This window comes from Marinococcus halophilus (assembly GCF_900166605.1).
Classification (GTDB): Bacteria; Bacillota; Bacilli; order Bacillales; family Marinococcaceae; genus Marinococcus; species Marinococcus halophilus.
This window is the reverse complement of the sequence record NZ_FVZD01000006.1, coordinates 761,345-780,487: the sequence shown is the minus strand read 5'-3', so window position 1 is coordinate 780,487 and position 19,143 is coordinate 761,345. Positions and strand designations below refer to the sequence as shown.

The following is a 19,143-nucleotide window of genomic DNA, read 5'->3' as shown; positions in this document are numbered from 1 at the left end:
TTGTTCTATTGTTTCTTATGCTGCAGCCACTTCTTTAACTGCTCTGCAGACATCGTATTTATTACCTGGTCTGGCTGGAGAAGTGCCTTTTTCGCAATAGATATGCCAACATCCATATGATCAAGCATTCCAGAATTATGGGCATCCGTATTGATTGCAATACGGACATCGTGCTCGGCAGCTTTTCTCAGCCAGTCGGCTGAGAGATCAAGACGGTTGGGGTTGGCATTCAGCTCCAGTGCCGTATTCGTTTCGCCGGCACGCTTCATCAGCCAATCCAAGTCCACCTTGTACCCATCCCGGCGTCCCAGCAGCCTTCCCGTAGGGTGTGCAATCACATTTACCTCCGGATGCTTCAGAGCCTGCTCCATCCTGTTCATAATTTCTTTTTCTGATTGGGAAAAGGAGGAATGGATGGAAGCAATGACAACATCGAGCTCTTTGAGCACGTCATCGTCAATATCAAGCGTTCCGTCAGGCCGGATATCCATTTCAATACCGGCAAAGATTTGAATATTTTTTTCTTCTTCTCTGACGTTTTGTATTTCTTCCATCTGCCTGCGGATTCTGTCTTCATCCAGCCCATGGGCAATGCGGAGATACTTAGAATGGTCCGTGAGCGCCAGCCATTCATAGCCGTGTTTTTTCACTTCTTCCACCATCTCCCGAATTGAAAGAGAGCCATCGCTCCACGTAGTGTGCATATGAAGATCACCGCGGATGTGTTTCTTTTCTATATAAGGATACGGCTCTTGGAACGTATCCGTTTCGCCTCTTCCCAGTCGTGCTTCTGGCGGAATAAAATACAGGCCAAAGTGAGCGTAAAATTCGGTTTCATCCTGAAACGTTGTTTTACGTCCGTCTTTGTCTTCAATGCCGTATTCGCTTAATTTTTCATTTCGTTCCTTTGCAAGCTGACGCATCTGCACATTATGGTCCTTAGAGCCGGTGAAATGATGCAGGGTGCTCGCAAAATCTTCTTCCTCCACCAGACGAATGTCTACTTGAACATTATATTCCCCTTTAATTTCAATGCTGACCTTGCTTGTGCCATCGTTAATGACTTTGGCTACTTCGGGCAGCTCTACCAGCTGTTTACGAACATGTTCCGCATCTTTTACGCTCATAATATAATCCAGATCCTTCACTGACTCTTCCACCCGGCGAAGACTGCCCGCCCGCGCATATTTTCGTACATCTCTCACTGTTTCAAGAGACGCTTCGAGCTTTTGGGCCATTTCAAGCATATAGGCAATCGGAAGCCGTTCCGGACGCTTTCCTTCCTCCGCGAGCGCTTCCAGTATTTTCTGCTCCGTTTTCGCCCCAAAGCCTTCGAGACTCTGAACATCGTGGGTTAAACACGCCTGCTCCAGTGAGTCCCGGTCTGTTATGTCGAGCTCCTGATAAAGCTTTGACACTTTTTTTCCTCCGAGCCCTGGAAGCTTCAGCAGCGGAATCAACCCCTCCGGAACTTCTTCTGTCAAAGTGTTCATCAATTCAGTTTCCCCGTTATTTTCCCGCCATTCCTTTATTAAAGCAGCTGTTCCTTTACCGATGCCCTTCAGAGCGCCTGCATCATCGATTTCACCCAGCGAACGCTCATCGTATTCAAGTGCCTGTGCTGCTTTGCGGTAGGCAGAAATTTTAAAAGGATTCTCTCCCTTAATTTCCATATATACAGCGATTGTTTCCAAATGACCGATAAGATCTTTTTTATTCATGCTAATCTCCTCCACACGTCAGCTTTAATCATGTTAGGCATTCTTTTTTGAGTATAACGGGAGTTAATAATTCTGTCTAAATTCATGCCGCCGTGCTGAAGACATAAAAACAGACTCCCCTGTGACACGCAGGGAAGTCAACCTTCATTCTCTATTGGGCCATCCATGTTCCCGGGCTCTTCCGGCATGATTTGCTCGTACCAGCCGGAAAGCCATGGGGTGTCATGTAATATAAAGTTTGCGATTACCGAGTTATTTACTACTGGTTCAAGGGCCGGAAACGGCATCAGCATTGCTGCAGCCAGAACAATAAATAAAATAACATACGTTTCCAGTACACCCAGCACACCGCCAAGCCAGTAATTGATCGTTCTCAGCACCGGCAGCCTGGCGATACCGCCTGCCGTTCCGGTTAAAAAGCCGGCAACAATACGGGTGCCAACAAATAAGAGAAGAAAAGCGATAGAATAATAAAACAGGCTGCGGGTGTCAAAAGCAGCCAGGAACGACCCTTCCGGCTGCTGACCAAACGGGTAGGGGATCCATTGTTCTAGCATCTGTGCCACTTCTTCATAAAATAAAAACGCAACAACGAATGCTGCAACCAGGCTGACGAGGCGGAGCAGCTGAAGAACAAAGCCCCGCTGAAGCCCCGTGAAAAAGCTGCCGATTAAAATCACAACAAGCAGAACATCTATTACTATTTCCATAAGCATTATCCTTCAGAATCTTTGTCCTTGTTCACTTCTTCTTTAAGTTTAATATAATCATCCACTACATTTAAAGCCGTCAAAACCGCGAGGCGCGTTGTATCCAAATAAGGATTGTATGCTTTATATTCCTTCATTCTCTTATCTAAATAATTGGCTACCTGATTAATATGCGAGGGTTGTTCATCACCGACAATCGTGTACTGCTGGCCGTATATTGTAACCGTAGTGCGTTTTTTACTTTGATCATCAGCCACGTTTTCCGCCCCCTGTTCTTAAGTGTGCCTTTTCTTTAATAGTAACAGAATAAAAAGGCTCTGAATATATTTCCCTGTGAAGCTGCTTCGTTAAACCGCCAGATGCCCGCCAGCCATTTACTGCCTGAGCTCTGCCCCCGTTTTTTCTTCCAGCATGCGAAGGACCTGGTCGTGGGCAGAGGTGACTTCTTCATCAGTCAGCGTCCTTTCCGGATCCAGATACACAAGGGTGAACGCCAGGGACTTTTTGCCGGGCGTCAAATTTTCGCCTTGATAAACATCAAATAAAGAAGTGCTGTATAATGTGCTGCCGCCTGCGGCCTCGATCACATTTTTCACGTCAGCTGCAGGAACGCTTTCATCTACGACGATCGCAATATCGCGGGTAGTGGAAGGAAACCTCGGCAGCGCTTGATAACGCACCGGTGTTTCAGCTGCCTGAAGCAGGGACGTTAAATCAACCTGGAGAGCGTACGTTTCGGCAATATCCCAATCCCCGGCGGTCATTGGATGGATTTGGCCGACATAGCCCACTGTTTCTCCATCGAGCTGGATGTCAGCTGTGCGGCCGGGATGCATATCACTGCGTTCAGCCAGAGTAAACGAAGCACGGCTTTCCACGTGCAGTTCCTCAAGAATGCCTTCTGCAATTCCCTTTATCACATAAAAATCTGCTCTTTTTGTCTCTCCCTGCCATAAGTGGCTTTCCCACCTGCCGCTTACTACCGCAGCAAGCATAATGCGTTCTTCCGGTTGGACGGAGGCACGTTCTTCTTCGGAAAGAAACACCGAGCCCATTTCAAATAGGGCAATGTCCTTCGTCTGGCGGTTGCGGTTATAGCTGACTCCTTCAAGCAGCTGTGGAATCAGGCTCTGACGCAGCACTCTGCGGTCTTCGCTCATCGGCATAGTTACTTCCATCGTATGCTTTTCCGGATAAAGCGTAAAACGTGAGGCAGAGCCGGCAGTCGTCAGGGAATAGGTGACAGCTTCACTCAAGCCGGCACTTTCCAAAAAGCGGCGAACCGTCCGCTTTCTTTTTTGTTCCGCCGTTAAACTCCCAGCCGTCGTTGCCCCTTTTGGCAATGTACTCGGAATGTCCTGATAGCCGTGCATACGGGCGATTTCTTCCGCCACGTCCTCTTCGATGTGAATATCCGGACGTCGGCTTGGGATATATACTTCGATACTGCCCGTTTCTTTATCAGCCACTTGAAAACCAAGGCGTTCGAGAATATGGACCATCTCTGAACCACTGAGCTCCATTCCCAGCAGCTGATTGATGCTGCGGTCGCTCACCGTGACCCACCGGCCGCCAGGCTTTCGATGATCCTCCTGTTCGATGCCCTGCAGAATAGAAGCCCCCGCGTGTTCAGCAAACAAATAAGCTGCCCGGTCTGCTGCCTGCTCTACCCTTTCTGTGTCGAGACCCCGTTCATAACGGACACTTGCATCGCTTCGTATCCGTGTGTCTTTGGAGGCCTGGCGAATTAATGACGGATGAAACAGAGCTGCTTCAAGCAGGATATTTGTCGTCCCGTCGCCGACTTCTGAGTGCTCTCCGCCCATCACTCCTGCGAGCGCCGTCGGCTTTGTGCCGTTGGTTACGACTAAATGTGCACTTGAAAGGTGATGCTTATTGCCGTCAAGCGTCTGTATTTCTTCGTCTTCGAACGCTCTGCGCACAAGTACTTCGTCAGAGCCGAAAGCGTCAAAATCAAACGCATGCAGCGGCTGTCCATATTCAAGCAGCACGTAGTTGGTAATGTCCACGATGTTGCTGATCGGCCGGATGCCTGCAGCCATCAAACGGTTCTGCATCCAATACGGAGAAGGCTTCACCTGGATGTTTTCGGCAACTCTCGCCCCGTAATAAGGGGTGTCCTCACCGTTTTCGATTTTCACATTGACCGCAGCCGACGCAGATTTATCGCTTTCTTTTACAGAGGTCCTAGGAAGCTTCACGGTACGGTCGAGCTGGGCTGCTACTTCATATGCAACCCCGAGGACGTTCAGGCAGTCGGCACGGTTTGGCGTAATATCGAGATCCATCACCGTGTCATCCCAGCCAAGGGCTTTTATTGCGTCCGAACCGGTTTCCGGATTTTCATCAAAAACAAAAATGCCTTCAGCCACATGTTTTGGAACCAGCTTTGCTTCCATACCGAGCTCCTGGAGGGAGCAAATCATGCCATTGGACTCCTGGCCGCGGATGTCCGTCGCTTTAATTTCCATGCCCCCGGGCAGCACGGTGCCTGGCTTTGCAACTACAACCTTCTGCCCGGCCGCCACATTATCAGCACCGCAGATAATCTGCACCGTCTCTGCTCCCTGATCCACCTGGCAGATGTTTAAACTATCAGCGTCGGGGTGCTTTTTGGCCTCGACAACGTAGCCGACCACACATCCCTCAATTGGTTCGGAGCGCCGGTACAGAGCGTCCACCTCTACGCCTCCCGTAGTCAGGCGGTCGGCAATTTCCTCGGGAGCAATATCTTCAACATCTACATAATCTTTCAGCCACTTATATGAGATCAACATGTCTGTATTCTCCTTTTATACTCGAGTGAATTGTTTTAAAAAGCGCATATCGTTCGTGTAAAAATGCCGGATATCATCAATGCCGTATTTTAAGAGGGAGAACCGTTCCACTCCCATGCCAAAGGCAAAGCCGCTATAGATTTCGGGATCAAAGCCGCTCATTTCAAGCACACGCGGGTGTACCATTCCACACCCGAGCACTTCGATCCATCCAGTATGCTTGCAGATGCGGCAGCCTTCACCTGCACAGATGCCACATGAAACGTCAAGCTCTGCAGATGGCTCTGTAAACGGGAAGTAACTCGGGCGGAGACGGATTTCTCTTTCCTCCCCGAAGTATTCCTTCACGAATGTTTCAAGCACTCCTTTTAAATCACTCATTCGAATATTTTCGTCAACCATCAGCCCCTCAATTTGCATAAACTGGTGGGAATGGGTAGCATCATCATCATCCCGGCGGTATACCTTGCCCGGGCAGATGATTTTCACCGGGCCTTTGCCTTGGTGACGCTCCATCGAACGGGCCTGGACGGGAGAGGTCTGCGTACGCATCAGCAGATCGCTGCTGACATAAAAAGAGTCCTGCATGTCCCGGGCCGGATGATCTTTTGGCAGATTCATCGCTTCAAAGTTATAATAGTCGGTTTCTACTTCCGGGCCTTCTGTCACTTCAAAGCCCATCCCGATAAATATGTCTTCGATTTCTTCAACCACGCTTGTGAGCGGGTGCTTCGCCCCGCGTTGGACCGGGCGTCCGGGGAGTGTCACGTCCAGCGTTTCATTTTTGAGTTTTTCCTTTAATGCTTCGTCAGCAAGCATTTTCGTCTTTTTCTCCAAACGCTCCTGGATGGCTTCACGTACTTCGTTTCCCTTCTGGCCGACCACAGGACGCTCTTCCTTGGACAGCTGCCCCATTCCCCGGAGCACTTCTGTAATAGGACCTTTCTTTCCTAAGTATTTTACTCTCACCTGCTCCAATTCTTTTGTATCTCCAGCTTTTTCAATCTGCTGCAGCGCTTCCTGCTGCAGCTCTTCCAAGCGTTCTATCATATCCTGGTTCCCTCCATTTTTATGCCAAATAAAAAGAGCCCTCTCCCTGAAAAGGGACGAAGGCTCGCGGTACCACCCTTGTTAGCTGCAGTGCACAGCTCACTTTCCTGTAACGACAGGTTCCGGCACGCTTTTCTTCCACGGGGAATACTCCAGCGGCTGCTCCGAAGTGAATTCACAAATCCTTACTGCAAGGTATTTTCAGTCCACGATACCTTTTCCCTGGTCAGCAGGAAGCAATGCTACTACTCTTCATCTGCGCATTTGTGTTTATACGTTTCAATATGCATTATTATAGAAAAAGCCCGGCCCAATTGCAACCATCACCAATCCGTCTGCTTCAAATGGTACAGCAGGATGCCGGCTGAAACCGCAGCGTTTAATGATTCTGCCTGTCCCGGGATCGGAATATACAGGTTCTGATCGGTCCGCTCGAGCCATTTCTTTTGCACACCTGCTCCTTCATTGCCAATGATTAACGCAAAATAGGGCTGCGGCTCCAGGGCTGAATACGACGTTCCTTCTTCAAGTGAAGTCCCAAAGCACGGAATATCCGTTTCCTGCAGCCATTCCAGCCATTCGCCCAGATCCTCCTGCAGAACCGGAACATGAAACAGTGATCCCTGCGTCGCCCGGACCACTTTTGCATTGTATGCATCCACCGTGCCTGCCCCGAGAACAACTACACCTTTTCCAAGCGCGTCGACCGTCCGGATGATTGTTCCCAAATTGCCAGGGTCCTGAATGCTGTCGACTAAAACAAAAAAAGAATACCCGCCGCTTTTGACATTGGAAAATTCAGGAACCCTGCATACAGCTACGATATTTTTCGGCGTTTCGGTCGAGCTGATTTCTTTCATGACGCTTTCTGTTACTTCCGTTGCCGGGGTCGGTATTTCATTAAAAACCTGCGGCCACTCTTTGTGTTCTTCGATGAAAATTTCTTCAATCCAGGCCTGCGACCGCACGGCTTCTGTTAACGCGTGGTCTCCTTCAATTAAAAATAGGCCCGACTTTTCCCGTTCTTTACGTTTATGAAGTTTTTTTATTTCTTTTACTTTTGGATTTTTTGCCGACTCTATCCGCTTCACTTCGTTGTCTCCCCCAGTATTTTCTCTCATCGTAGCACATTTTGCCTGGCGGCAGTAAGAAAACGAATAACCTTTCCGTCCGTAATGGAAGGAAAGGTTATTATTTTTATGCGTCGTACGTTAACGAATCTACTGTCTTCCGGTCTAAGCGCTTAGCAATTTCTACGATTAACTGTACGGCATGCTCAAAGTCATCCCTGTGCAGAATAGCCGCATGGGTATGAATATAGCGGGTCGGAATTGTAATAGCCATCGATGGCACTCCTTCTCCGGATAAATGAATAGAGCCGGCATCGGTGCCTCCGTTCGCCATCATGTCGAACTGAAAAGGAATTTCTTTTTCTTCAGCTACTCCTACAACGAAATCACGCAGTCCCTTGTGGGCGATAACAGAAGCATCCATCATCAAAAGCTGCGGTCCTTTGCCAATTTTTGCTTTAGCCTCGTTGCTTGCCACACCCGGAGTGTCACCGGCAATGCCCACGTCAACAGCAAAGCCAATGTCGGGCTGAATTTGGTTGGTTGCTGTTTTCGCACCGCGAAGGCCGACTTCTTCCTGAACTGCACCGACACCATAAATTTCATTCGGATGGGATTCGTTTTCGAGACGTTTGAGTACTTCGATTGCAATGGCACAGCCAATGCGATTATCCCAGGCTTTTGCCATTAGAAACTTTTCATTATTCATCACTTCAAAATCACATACCGGCACGACCGAATCGCCTGGGCGTACGCCGAAGGATTCTGCTTCTTCTTTACTCGAAGCCCCGATATCAATAAACATATCTTTAATTTCCATCGCTTTCTTGCGCTGCTCTGCCGGTAGAATATGCGGTGGTTTAGAACCGATGACACCAGTAATATTTCCTTTTTTCGTCATTACCCTCACCCGCTGGGCGAGCATCACCTGGCTCCACCATCCACCAAGAGTCTGAAATTTCAAGAAACCATTTTCATCAATCCCCGATATCATAAAACCAATTTCGTCCAGATGGCCGGTGATCATCAATTTCGGACCGCCCGCCTGGCCGGTTTTTTTAGCGATAAGGCTTCCGAGCCGATCGGTACTCATTTCATCAGCATACGGTGAAATGTACTGAGTCATCACTTTTCTCGGTTCCTGTTCGTTCCCCGGAACGCCGTTTGCGTCCGTGAGGTCTTTTAGCATCTGCAATGTCGGATCTAATTCTGCCATTTCATGCTGCCTCCTTTATGTATGGTTGTTTTACGCACACATGCAAAGGGAAAATATCATTAATGTCTTAAACTAATATTCTCATCAATACAAGCAGTGTGGTACAGGTTCTTCCATATTCAGTATAAAGAACTTTGCCCCGGGGCTCAAACATAATCTATCTTGCCCGGGTTCAGGTGAAACTTTTTAATATACTGTGCGTATATATTAGAAATGCTGAGGCTCATGTACGCTTAATCCGGTATATGCAAAGGAGGGTGTAAAGATTGGGAATTCTTTTGCGACTGCTGTTGCTGATTGCTCTCATTATAATCATATATTCGTTTTGGAAATACTGGAATAATTCAAGAAGAAAATTAGAAGCCGCCCATCAAAAAAAACAATTCTATCTGCTTGATGACCAGCAAAACGTACGTAAAAACCTGCTCGCTACGCATAAAGGCGTCATGTTTGAAGGAGAGAAATACGTAGGTACGACCGAAAAAGCATTTGAAGTGGTTACGATTTCGCTCTGGGTGATTGAAAGTGAGCATTTGCGCGGCTTCCAGCGGGAGGATTTCACCTTCCTTGAGCGGGAAATTCTTGCTCTTTACCCGGAGGCTGCCATTGAATGGAACAGCCCGGTGAAAGAGTTTATGCAGCAGCTTGAAGCGGAGCGGCCGGGAAAACGATAAAAAGCGGAACTCCCTATTGACGGGCGCTCCGCTTTTTTGCATTTTAGTTTAGGTTTGATTTCGCTTTTTCAGCAAGTTCTGCGAATGCTTTCTCGTCGTTTATCGCGAGGTCTGCGAGCATTTTACGGTTCATTTGAATACCGCCCTGCTTCAAACCATGCATCATGCGGCTGTAGGACAAGCCATTCAACCGCGCTGCTGCGTTGATACGCGCAATCCAGAGCTTACGGAATTCGCGTTTGCGCTGGCGACGGTCCCGGTAAGCATACTGCAGGGACTTCATTACCTGTTCCTGCGCTGTTTTAAACAGCGTATGCTTTGAACCTCTATATCCTTTCGCGAGTTTTAATACTCGTTTACGTCTGCGACGTGCCACATATCCGCCTTTTACTCTTGGCATCGTCAACCCCTCCTTAGCTTATATTAATTATTTGGTCTTGCTTATTTTTTCGTTTTCGGCAGTAGTGTCTTGATACGCTTGTAGTCGGATTTGGAAACAAGCTCCGGTTTACGAAGGTTACGCTTTTGCTTTTGGGATTTATGCGAAAACATATGGCTCGTGAATGCGCGTGCGCGTTTTACACGGCCGCTTCCTGTTTTGCGAAAACGTTTTGCTGCTCCGCGGTGAGATTTCATTTTTGGCATAAGTGACATCCTCCTTTTTTAATATAACGGGAAAAACCGCTGTCTATTCTTCTTTGCTGGATTCTTCTTTTTGTTCACGTTCCTGTTCTGCTTTTGGAGCAAGCATGAGGAACATGCTGCGGCCGTCCATTTTTGGCTTCGTTTCAATCGTACTCACGTCTTCACACTCTTTCGCAAACCGGTCCAGTACTTCTTTACCAATGTCAGAGTGGGTGATCATACGACCGCGGAAGCGGATAGCTGCTTTTACTTTATCGCCTTTAGATAAAAACTTCCGTGCATTGCGAAGTTTTGTATTAAAGTCGTGTTCTTCGATGCTCGGGCTCAAACGAACTTCTTTAACATTGATCGTTTTTTGCTTTTTCCGGGCTTCTTTTTCTTTTTTCTGCTGTTCAAAACGGTATTTACCGTAATCCATAATACGGCAGACAGGCGGTTTCGCATTTGGAGCGACAAGAACGAGGTCAAGGTTTTCTTTCCCGGCCAGCTCTAAAGCTTCATTTCTTGATTTTACTCCAAGCTGCTCTCCGTTAGCGTCGATGAGTCGAACTTCACGGGCACGGATGCCCTCGTTTACCTTTTGGTCCTTACGAATAATAAGCCACCTCCAGAAATTTAGTGCGCGGGGCTTCCACGCAAATGCTTACCATTGGCACAACGAAAAAACGTGCAGGCACCCTCTGAAGCAGAGAAGCGCCCACACGTATACAGAATATATGCTCTACACATTCAATATATTGATAAAAACCAGCCAACGTTTGTCGGTCAGGTGAGAAGCGGGCGCTTCTTCTTTAGGGATTAATTATTTTCACACTAGGACATCGTAGCACGGAGCCAACAAAGCGTCAACCATTTTAGCGATATTCATTAATGGCCCCAGTTACATTTTCCACAAAATCTTCTAACGGCTGCGATTCTGAGTCCTGCTGGCCGTACCTTCGTACATTTACGGCGTTTGCTTCCTGCTCCTTGTCTCCGAGCACAAGCATGTAAGGTATTTTTTGCGTCTGGGCTTCACGGATTTTATAGCCGAGTTTTTCATCCCTTGTATCCACTTCCACCCGGACGTCTGAGGCCTGGAGCGCCAATTCCACTTCTTTGGCATAATCAAGGTGCACATCAGGAGAGACCGGTATAATTTTTACCTGGACAGGAGACAGCCACGTCGGCAGGGCGCCTTTATATTCTTCAAGCAGAAAAGCGATGAAGCGTTCCATGGTGGAAACGATTCCCCGGTGGACTACTACCGGGCGATGCTCGCCGCCGTCGCTTCCGACATACGTGAGATCAAAGCGTTCAGGCAGATGGGTGTCAATCTGGACGGTCGAAAGCGTCTCTTCCTTGCCCATCGCTGTTTTCACCTGCACGTCCAGCTTCGGGCCGTAAAATGCTGCTTCTCCTTCGGCTTCTACATATTCAGCATCAATAGCATCCATCGCTTCTTTAAGAATACGTTCGGAATTCTCCCACATCTGGTCGTCGTCCACATATTTTTCTTTATCTTCCGGATCCCGGTAGGAAAGCCGGAAGGTGTAATCTTTGATGCCAAAGTCATGATAGACTTCACGAACGAGCCGTACAGCACGGATGAATTCATCCTTCAGCTGGTCAGGACGGGCAAAAATATGCCCGTCATTTAGCGTCATCGCCCGTACCCTCTGCAGTCCGGCAAGCGCCCCGGATTTTTCATAACGGTGCATTGTTCCAAGCTCTGCAATGCGTACCGGCAGATCGCGATAGCTGTGTTTCTTATTTTTGTACACCATCATATGGTGTGGACAGTTCATCGGCCGGAGTACGAGTGTTTCATTATCCATTTCAATCGGAGGAAACATATCATCCTGGTAGTGGTCCCAGTGGCCCGATGTTTTATAGAGTTCAGACGAGCCGAGCACCGGCGTATACACGTGGTCGTAGCCAAGACGCACTTCTTTATCTACAATATAGCGTTCGATGATCCGACGGATCGTCGCGCCATTTGGAAGCCAAAGCGGCAGGCCCTGGCCTACTGTCTGGCTGGTCGTGAATATGTCGAGCTCTCTGCCTATTTTACGGTGGTCCCGCTCTTTAGCCTCTTCAATCATTTTCAAGTGATCATCCAGTTGGGACTGCTTTTCAAACGCCGTCCCGTAAATACGCTGAAGCATTTTATTATTGCTGTCCCCGCGCCAATAAGCTCCAGAAATATTCATCAGCTTAAACTTTTTCAGCTTAGACGTCTGCGGCACGTGGACGCCCCGGCATAAATCGACAAATTCGCCCTGCCGGTATAGTGCAATTTGCTCTCCTTCCGGAATGTCTTCGATCAATTCCAGCTTCAATTCATCGCCAAGCTCTTTAAAAAAGCGGATCGCTTCGTCCCGGGACACTTCCTCACGAATAATTTCAAGATTTTCATCGACGATTTTATTCATTTCTTTTTCGATTTTTGGCAGGTCTTCCGGAGTTAGCTGATGCGGCATGTCAATATCGTAATAAAAGCCGTTTTCAATTACTGGCCCCACCCCAAGCTGTACGTCATCAAAAAGCCGTTTCACGGCTTGGGCCATCGCATGTGCCGTACTGTGCCGGAGTACTTCAAGCCCTTCCGGCGATTGGTACGTGATGATTTCGATCTGTCCATTTTCCCTAAGTGGCGTGCGGAGATCGACCATTTTTCCATTCATTTTCCCTGCCAGTGCGTTCTTTTTCAGTCCGGAGCTGATCCCGCCGGCTACTTCCTCTGTCGTTGTGCCAATGTCATATGATTTTTCATTTCCGTCTGGAAATATGAGGTTGATTGTCTGTTCTGCCAATGTGAATTGTCCTCCTTTTGTAACTGTAATAAACAGAAAAATACATAAAGAGCCCGCCCCTCGAAAGGGGCGGGCTCAGCCGCGGTTCCACCCTAGTTTCCGCCCCACTCGCAGAGACGACTCTATCCGGGTAACGGCCGGGGACCCGCCGACAGATACTAAGGTTCCCTGCCGGAGCTCCGAGGGGGTAAAAATAAAACGGTTCGTGGAGAACTTTCAGCCGCGGTTCTCTTCTCTGGGACGCCTGTTTTATTTTCATGTCCTCTTCTTTGCATTTTCCTTTTCGCTATTTCAGCATAGCGAAAAGCTCCTTATCATGCAACCAGTAGTTAATTTTGCATAACAAAGTCTTTTTCGCTGTTTTCTTCTCCTTCAAACACACGGAGTGTATGGTACTTCGTATTCCGCTGCGCTGGCGTGTAGCCTGCTTCCCGTATTAAACGAAGGATCCGGTTGATGTTTACCTTGTGGGTGGTGCCCGCTGAAGAAACGACGTTCTCTTCCATCATCGTACTGCCAAAGTCATTACAGCCGTAGGAGAGGGAGCGCTTCCCTGTCTCTGGTCCAGCAGTCACCCACGAGGACTGGAAGTTCGGGATGTTGTCCAGGAATAAGCGCGAAATGGCTACGTTCCGGAGATAACCCTCTGGTGTAATACGTTCGCCTTTCATGCTCGTGTAGTCCTGCTGGAAGGTCCAGGAAATGAATGCCAAAAAGCAGTTGGATTCGTCCTGGGCCTCACGAATGCGCCAAAGGTGTTCGGCCCGTTCTTCGTTTGATTCGCCAAAGCCGATGACCATCGTTGCGGTACCGTGCATGCCAACTTCTTTAGCCATTTTCATGCAGTCGATCCATTGGTCGGCCGTGCACTTCAGCCGGCTGATCCGTTTTCTTGTTTTCTCTGTAAGAATTTCGGCACCGCCGCCAGGAAGAGAGTCGAGCCCTGCTTCATGCAGAGCCGTCAGTACTTCTCTCAAGGAGAGGCCGGATACTTCCATCATTTTGTACACCTCTGCCGGAGTAAACGAGTGCATCGTCACATCCGGAAAATGGTTTTTTATTTTCTTGAGCAGGTTTGTATAGTATTCAAATGGGAGATTCGGGTTGGTCCCTCCCTGCATCAAAATTTCGTCTCCTCCAACGTCCTGGAGTTCTTTAATTTTCTGCAGAATCTGGTCATCTGAAAGAAGGTAGCCCTCTTCTGAGCCCGGGCGGCGATAAAATGCACAAAAGCGGCAGAATGTATCGCAGACGTTGGTGTAATTGACATTTCGTCCTATGTTAAAGGTAGCAACAGGCTCGGGATGCCAACGTTTTTTAATTTCATTTGCTGCCGCTCCCATTTTTTCTATTTCATCGCTTTCATACAAGCGCACAGCGTCGTCCATGGTCAGTCGTTCTCCGTTTAATGCACGTTCTAATATTCCATCAATGCTCATTTTTGTATACCCTCCAGAAAATTCCTTTGTGGCGCTCGCATGAAAATACCGCGAATCCAACCCATTTTCTGCATGCTGGGCGCTATCATCATGTTAGCATATTTATTTGTATTATACACATAGAATGTCCTGTATATTACCAATTATCCCCGGCGGTTCTGCCCGTCCATAAATACTTCTTCTGTGAACGGACGGATCCGTTCCATTATTCTTTTTGCTTTCAGCCGCTCATTTCCGCCTTTCTGGGAATAGGTCAAATGTTCTTCAAGTTCACTGTAATCATAATTAGACGTATAGACGGTAGGCAGCTTTTCCATCATCCGGTACTGTAGAATGACGCCTAAAATATCATCTCTTGTCCAGGCGCTCATCGACTCGGCTCCAAGATCATCGAGGACGAGTACCGGTACACCTTTAACGCTGTCCACCTTTTCCCGTACGGTATTGTCCGATAACGATTCTTTAATCTCCCGGAAAAAGTCCGGCACATGCACAATCATCGAGCCAATACTCCGCTCTGCCAATTCATTCATAATAGCCCCGGCAATATACGTTTTGCCAACCCCGAATTTTCCGTACAGGTAAAGGCCCTTCCCATCTTCACCGGGAACGGTGGTCGATGCAAAATGAAGTGCTGTGGTCCCGGCCTTCGCTCTTGACTGGTGGTCCATATCCACCTGGTCAAAGGAAGCGTGCAGTATTTCTTTCGGAATATAATAGCTTTTAATCAGCGACTGCCTTTTTTTCTTTTCGTCATCGTGTACTTTTAATGAACAGCGGTGATAGGCAACCGTTACTTTTCCCTTGTCTTCCATCAGCTCTGGCTGATACCCCTGCATCAGGTTGGGACAGTTTTCAAGCCCTGGACAGGCATCACAGTTGCTGCGCTCCCGTTTGTATTCAAATAAAGCCGCCTTATTTTTTTCGTATTCTTCCGTAGGTATGTGCGGATGACGGTGCTTAAAATCGATCACTCCCGGATAGGCAAATACTTCTTTTTCAAGTCTTGCCATCCGCTCTTTCCAGCCTTTATCCATCCATCCGTTTAACGAGGAACCAATCGAATCCATCCAGCTGCCTCCTTTCGTTTAACGATTCGCTCTTTCCCGGCGTTCTTTCAGCATTTCCTCAAAACGTTCCCTTTCCTTCGAAAGCTGTTCATCCCTCGCGGTATTTATATCTTCTGCTGGCTTATTTTCCGACTGTTCTTCTTTTTCCATCCATTTCGGCAGCTTATCGTTTCGAACATACCCCTGCTGCCGTTTGTTTGCATAATTGTTTTTAGGCGCCATTCGTTCCTGGGCCTGCTTGTGCTCTTCTTTCGCAAGCTTCATGGCGTCCTCTACGGTATGTACTTTTTTCCTTGTCCACTGGCCCGCAATTTTATAAACGAGCGCTTTGCTTAATTTCATATTGTTATTCTGCATCACGTAATCGGTCAACACGTTGACCACTCCCGGGGATAAACGGTAGCTGAACAAAAGCTCTTCAACAAGGTAGATATCAGACTCCGGCACTGTGGCTCCGCCAGCAACAGAGCGAAGAAAAGTCACCGGGGAGGTTTGTTCATAAAACTGCTTCATCTGCTCCTGTTCAGACAGGGGACGTCCTTTTGCCGGGGTATGCTCCCTGTGTTCTGTTTGCGCACGATTCCCGAGCGCCGGGGGAGCTGCCCCGTGCTCCATGCGATAATGATTTTTCGATTTTCTGCGCAGGTCTTCTATATTTACTTCGTCGTCTGCCGATAAAGACTCCTGAATCACTTTTCCCATATCAATCGGTGAGAGCTGGTACACAAAAGCAAGACGGCGGACAGTCTGCTGCAGCGACGGCGTTAACAGCTGCGTGCTGTTAAGAAAGGAGGGAAGTGAAGCCTTTAACAGTTCCATATCGAACCCATTCTCTTCAAGCTGCAGACGCGATGGTTCACTGCCTCCTATAAATTCAGTCCCTTCTTCCGCCGGAGGCGGTTCGGAAGCCATTTCCGACGCATGCAGAGAAGCAAACACTTCATTGAAGGAAGCCGTAATTTCTTTTGCTTCTTCAGGTACAGCTGTAATACCGAAGCGCTGCCGCAGCTGAATGTATTTGTTTTTTCCGAGGCGATTATACAAAAATACGCTTAAAACGTCGTCCTGGAAAAAAGCCCGCGGCGACATTGGAGGCTGGATGTCATAAACAAATGTTTTGTCCTGCGCCTGTGTCTCTAATTCATAAACTCTGAGAAGGCCAATGCCTTCAAGCATGCGCCGGGCGGCATAAATTTCATTTAGAGGCATCTGCAAAAAAGCCATCAGCTCGTGATGGGTGGCTTCGGAGCTTTCATAGCAGTCTTTTTCCAATTTATTCTGCAGGGTCTGGTAGAGAGCGATCGCTTTGCTTCCAACTAACGGCTGGTAGAGCATAGACATTGTTTTATCGGTGCTCTCGCTGAATTCTTTGCTTGTGCGAACATAGTACCCGTCCACCGGTTTTACTTCCATCCAATGCAGACTCAAAGCGCCGCCCTCCTTTTTATGATTTAGATGAATCCTCTTTGTTTTCTTTATCAATCAGCTCTTTTAACTCATTGATAAATACATTTATATCACGGAACTGGCGGTAGACAGAAGCGAAACGGACATAGGCGATTTCATCAATATCTGCGAGTTCTTCCATGACAAGCTCTCCAGCTTCCTCGCTTTTCACTTCCGTCCGTCCCTCTTCCCGCAGTTTATTTTCCACCCTTGAGACAATACCCTCGAGCGTTTCCATCGGGATCGGCCGCTTTTCACAGGCCCTGATCAGGCCCCTTAACATTTTTTCCCGGCTGAATTCCTCCCGGTTTCCATTCTTTTTCACTACGACAAGCGGCAGTTCTTCCACAATCTCAAACGTAGTGAAGCGGTGGTGGCACGTATCACACTGGCGACGGCGACGAATGGACCGGCCTTCATTACTCGGCCTCGAATCCAATACACGTGTGCCATTGGAGTAGCATACTGGGCACTTCATTATTATCATCTCCAATTTGATGGACGATCTCTATTTTTATTGGTTCTATCATATCACACTAGCTCCTGTCAGGAAGATGACAATTTGCGTATTTCTTTGAATTCCTCTTCCTGCGGGCAATAAAAAACCGTTCAAGCACATCGTATGCTTGAACGGTGTTCATATACGCGTTATAAGGCGTTTGCTTCCGGGCGCTGCACGCGGATAGGCCCTGTACCACGGGGTATCTCTATTGTTTCTTCTGCTTCGGCACCGAGTGAGCCTGCAATATATTTTGCTGCCGTGTTCGGATCAATGTGATCGCCGCACGTATACACGTCAATGCTGGCATAGCCATGCTCCGGAAAGCTGTGAATCGTCAAATGCGATTCTGAAATAATAACGACTCCGCTCACACCCTGCGGAGCAAATTTATGAAAGATTACTTCTCTTATTTCAGCGCCTGCTTTCAAAGCGGCGTTTACAAAAATACGTTCGATTGCGTTTACATTGTTTAAAGTTTCTTCGTCACAACCCCACAGCTCGGAAATGACATGGCGTCCCATTGTTTCCATGGTACGTTTCCCCCTTTGTTTCTTTTTCTTCCATCATTAGGTCGCTTTATTTCATCGGCCCGTCACGTTTTAAAGGTTACTCTGGGGGAAAGTTAGTCCAATTTGGCACTAACCCTTGCAGTAACCGTTAGCAGGCCTGGAGATGTCTGAAAAACATGCATTTTTGCCATTAAGTTCAACGACATGCAGGCACGAAATCCAGTATACGATGTTTATTTGCAATTTGCAACCAGTTTTCCAGTGCAGAGGCTTTGAACCTTGCATATCTCTCTTCAATGCTTATATACGCTTTGTAGCTTCCGCGTACGATATTGCAGAAAAATAAACAAAAAGCGCCCCGCTTACGGGACGCTTTCCCATATTGACGATCTTTAAAACGAAGCAACAGAAGAATAGCCTACAGCTGGTTCACCAACCATCTTTACCAAATCTACGACCCGGCAGGAGTAGCCCCACTCATTATCGTACCAGGCAAGCACCTTAACCTGGCGATCGTTGATTACCATTGTGGAGAGCGCGTCGATGATCGATGAATGTTCATTTCCATTAAAATCCGTTGAAACGAGCGGATCCTCACAGTAGGAAATGATTCCTTTAAGCTCTTGTTCTGATGCCGTCTTAAGCGTTTGGTTAATTTCTTCTTCCGTCACCGGACGCTTCATGTCAATTACCATATCCACAAGCGACACGTTTGGTGTCGGTACACGAAGCGCCATACCGTTCATTTTCCCTTCCATGGAAGGAATCACCTCGGAGAGCGCCTTAGCTGCCCCGGTAGACGTCGGGATGATCGACTGTCCGCAGGCTCTTGCCCGTCGCAGGTCTTTATGGGGGTTGTCCATGTTATTTTGATCATTTGTGTATGCGTGCACGGTCGTTATTAAACCGCTTTCAATTCCGATTTTATCTTCAAGCACCTTTACTACCGGCGCAAGGCAGTTTGTCGTGCAGGAAGCATTCGATATCACGTGGTGGTTTTCCGCATCGTAATCTTCTTCGTTTACGCCCATCACGATAGTGGTATCGACTTCTTTTCCCGGAGCGGTTAATACTACTTTTTTCGCCCCAGCTTCTATATGCATTTCAGCGTCCGGGCCGCGGTTGAATTTGCCTGTCGCTTCGACCACAATATCTACGCCAAGTTCTTCCCACGGAAGTTCAAGCGGATTTCGGTTTTGAAGCAGCCGGACCCTTCTACCGCCCACTACCATTTCGTCTCCTTCATATTTCACCTCAAGCGGAAACGGGCCATGCACACTATCATATTTCACCAGGTGAGCCAGTGTTTCAGGAGGATACATAGCATTGATGGCTTTCACTTCAACTTCCGGGTCCATCATTGCCTTTCGAAAAACCATACGCCCAATTCGTCCGAAACCGTTGATCGCTATGCTTGTTTTCATTTAATATCCTCCTCTGGAAATATGTTATACTTTTATGAGTAAAATCTAAAAATAGTATAACATATTGATAGCGT

The 19,143-nt window shown here is 47.8% G+C and carries 18 protein-coding genes and 1 other annotated feature; of the genes, 1 reads left to right on the top strand and 17 read right to left on the bottom strand.

The genetic code is table 11. From position 1 onward, the window contains the following. Positions 1–5: 5 nt before the first annotated feature. The 7 genes from polX to B5066_RS10000 all read right to left on the bottom strand — a co-directional run bounded on the left by polX (position 6) and on the right by B5066_RS10000 (position 8,565). Positions 6–1,721, bottom strand: coding sequence for a DNA polymerase/3'-5' exonuclease PolX (gene polX, locus B5066_RS10030; protein ID WP_079475791.1), 1,716 nt, complete (start codon positions 1,719–1,721; stop codon positions 6–8). A 137-nt stretch (positions 1,722–1,858) separates the two neighbouring features. Continuing rightward, on the bottom strand, positions 1,859–2,431 hold the full coding sequence (locus B5066_RS10025; protein WP_179124085.1) for a CvpA family protein: 573 nt from the start codon (positions 2,429–2,431) through the stop codon (positions 1,859–1,861). Between the two features lie 5 nt (positions 2,432–2,436). Beyond that, the gene (gene zapA, locus B5066_RS10020) at positions 2,437–2,688 is read right to left on the bottom strand and encodes a cell division protein ZapA (protein WP_022793126.1); all 252 of its coding nucleotides are present in this window, start codon (positions 2,686–2,688) and stop codon (positions 2,437–2,439) included. 117 nt (positions 2,689–2,805) lie between these two features. Next, positions 2,806–5,229 (bottom strand): phenylalanine--tRNA ligase subunit beta, encoded by a 2,424-nt coding sequence (gene pheT, locus B5066_RS10015; protein WP_079475789.1) that lies wholly within the window; start codon positions 5,227–5,229, stop codon positions 2,806–2,808. Positions 5,230–5,244: 15 nt separating this feature from the next. Next, entirely contained in the window at positions 5,245–6,279 is a 1,035-nt protein-coding gene (pheS, locus tag B5066_RS10010; protein ID WP_079475788.1) for a phenylalanine--tRNA ligase subunit alpha, read from the bottom strand. Positions 6,280–6,328: 49 nt separating this feature from the next. Beyond that, positions 6,329–6,547, bottom strand: a binding site (T-box leader). A gap of 55 nt (positions 6,548–6,602) precedes the next feature. Then, positions 6,603–7,370: a TrmH family RNA methyltransferase gene (locus B5066_RS10005; protein ID WP_079475787.1), complete on the bottom strand. Its 768-nt coding sequence runs from the start codon at positions 7,368–7,370 to the stop codon at positions 6,603–6,605. Positions 7,371–7,476: 106 nt separating this feature from the next. Continuing rightward, positions 7,477–8,565 (bottom strand): M42 family metallopeptidase, encoded by a 1,089-nt coding sequence (locus tag B5066_RS10000; RefSeq protein ID WP_079475786.1) that lies wholly within the window; start codon positions 8,563–8,565, stop codon positions 7,477–7,479. A gap of 266 nt (positions 8,566–8,831) precedes the next feature. On the opposite strand from B5066_RS10000, the gene B5066_RS09995 reads away from it, so the two are divergent. Further along, entirely contained in the window at positions 8,832–9,239 is a 408-nt protein-coding gene (locus B5066_RS09995) for a sigma-w pathway protein ysdB (protein WP_079475785.1), read from the top strand. Positions 9,240–9,282: 43 nt separating this feature from the next. On the opposite strand, the gene rplT is transcribed toward B5066_RS09995, so the two are convergent. The 10 genes from rplT to B5066_RS09945 all read right to left on the bottom strand — a co-directional run bounded on the left by rplT (position 9,283) and on the right by B5066_RS09945 (position 19,069). After that, positions 9,283–9,639: a 50S ribosomal protein L20 gene (gene rplT / locus B5066_RS09990; protein ID WP_079475784.1), complete on the bottom strand. Its 357-nt coding sequence runs from the start codon at positions 9,637–9,639 to the stop codon at positions 9,283–9,285. Between the two features lie 41 nt (positions 9,640–9,680). Next, positions 9,681–9,884, bottom strand: a complete 204-nt coding sequence (gene rpmI / locus B5066_RS09985) for a 50S ribosomal protein L35 (protein WP_022793119.1) — start codon at positions 9,882–9,884, stop codon at positions 9,681–9,683. Between the two features lie 43 nt (positions 9,885–9,927). Further along, positions 9,928–10,482, bottom strand: a complete 555-nt coding sequence (gene infC, locus B5066_RS09980) for a translation initiation factor IF-3 (protein WP_079475783.1) — start codon at positions 10,480–10,482, stop codon at positions 9,928–9,930. A 256-nt stretch (positions 10,483–10,738) separates the two neighbouring features. Beyond that, the gene (gene thrS, locus B5066_RS09975) at positions 10,739–12,679 is read right to left on the bottom strand and encodes a threonine--tRNA ligase (RefSeq protein ID WP_079475782.1); all 1,941 of its coding nucleotides are present in this window, start codon (positions 12,677–12,679) and stop codon (positions 10,739–10,741) included. Positions 12,680–13,008: 329 nt separating this feature from the next. Next, on the bottom strand, positions 13,009–14,118 hold the full coding sequence (gene mqnC, locus B5066_RS09970; protein WP_079475781.1) for a cyclic dehypoxanthinyl futalosine synthase: 1,110 nt from the start codon (positions 14,116–14,118) through the stop codon (positions 13,009–13,011). Between the two features lie 143 nt (positions 14,119–14,261). Further along, complete coding sequence (gene dnaI, locus B5066_RS09965; RefSeq protein WP_079475780.1) at positions 14,262–15,188, bottom strand: primosomal protein DnaI; 927 nt, start codon at positions 15,186–15,188, stop codon at positions 14,262–14,264. Between the two features lie 18 nt (positions 15,189–15,206). Beyond that, positions 15,207–16,616 (bottom strand): replication initiation and membrane attachment family protein, encoded by a 1,410-nt coding sequence (locus tag B5066_RS09960; protein WP_079475779.1) that lies wholly within the window; start codon positions 16,614–16,616, stop codon positions 15,207–15,209. A gap of 16 nt (positions 16,617–16,632) precedes the next feature. Continuing rightward, positions 16,633–17,112: a transcriptional regulator NrdR gene (nrdR, locus tag B5066_RS09955; protein ID WP_022793114.1), complete on the bottom strand. Its 480-nt coding sequence runs from the start codon at positions 17,110–17,112 to the stop codon at positions 16,633–16,635. Positions 17,113–17,282: 170 nt separating this feature from the next. Next, positions 17,283–17,666 (bottom strand): adenosylmethionine decarboxylase, encoded by a 384-nt coding sequence (gene speD, locus B5066_RS09950; protein WP_079475778.1) that lies wholly within the window; start codon positions 17,664–17,666, stop codon positions 17,283–17,285. A 371-nt stretch (positions 17,667–18,037) separates the two neighbouring features. Further along, entirely contained in the window at positions 18,038–19,069 is a 1,032-nt protein-coding gene (locus B5066_RS09945; RefSeq protein WP_079475777.1) for a glyceraldehyde-3-phosphate dehydrogenase, read from the bottom strand. Between the last annotated feature and the right edge of the window lie 74 nt (positions 19,070–19,143).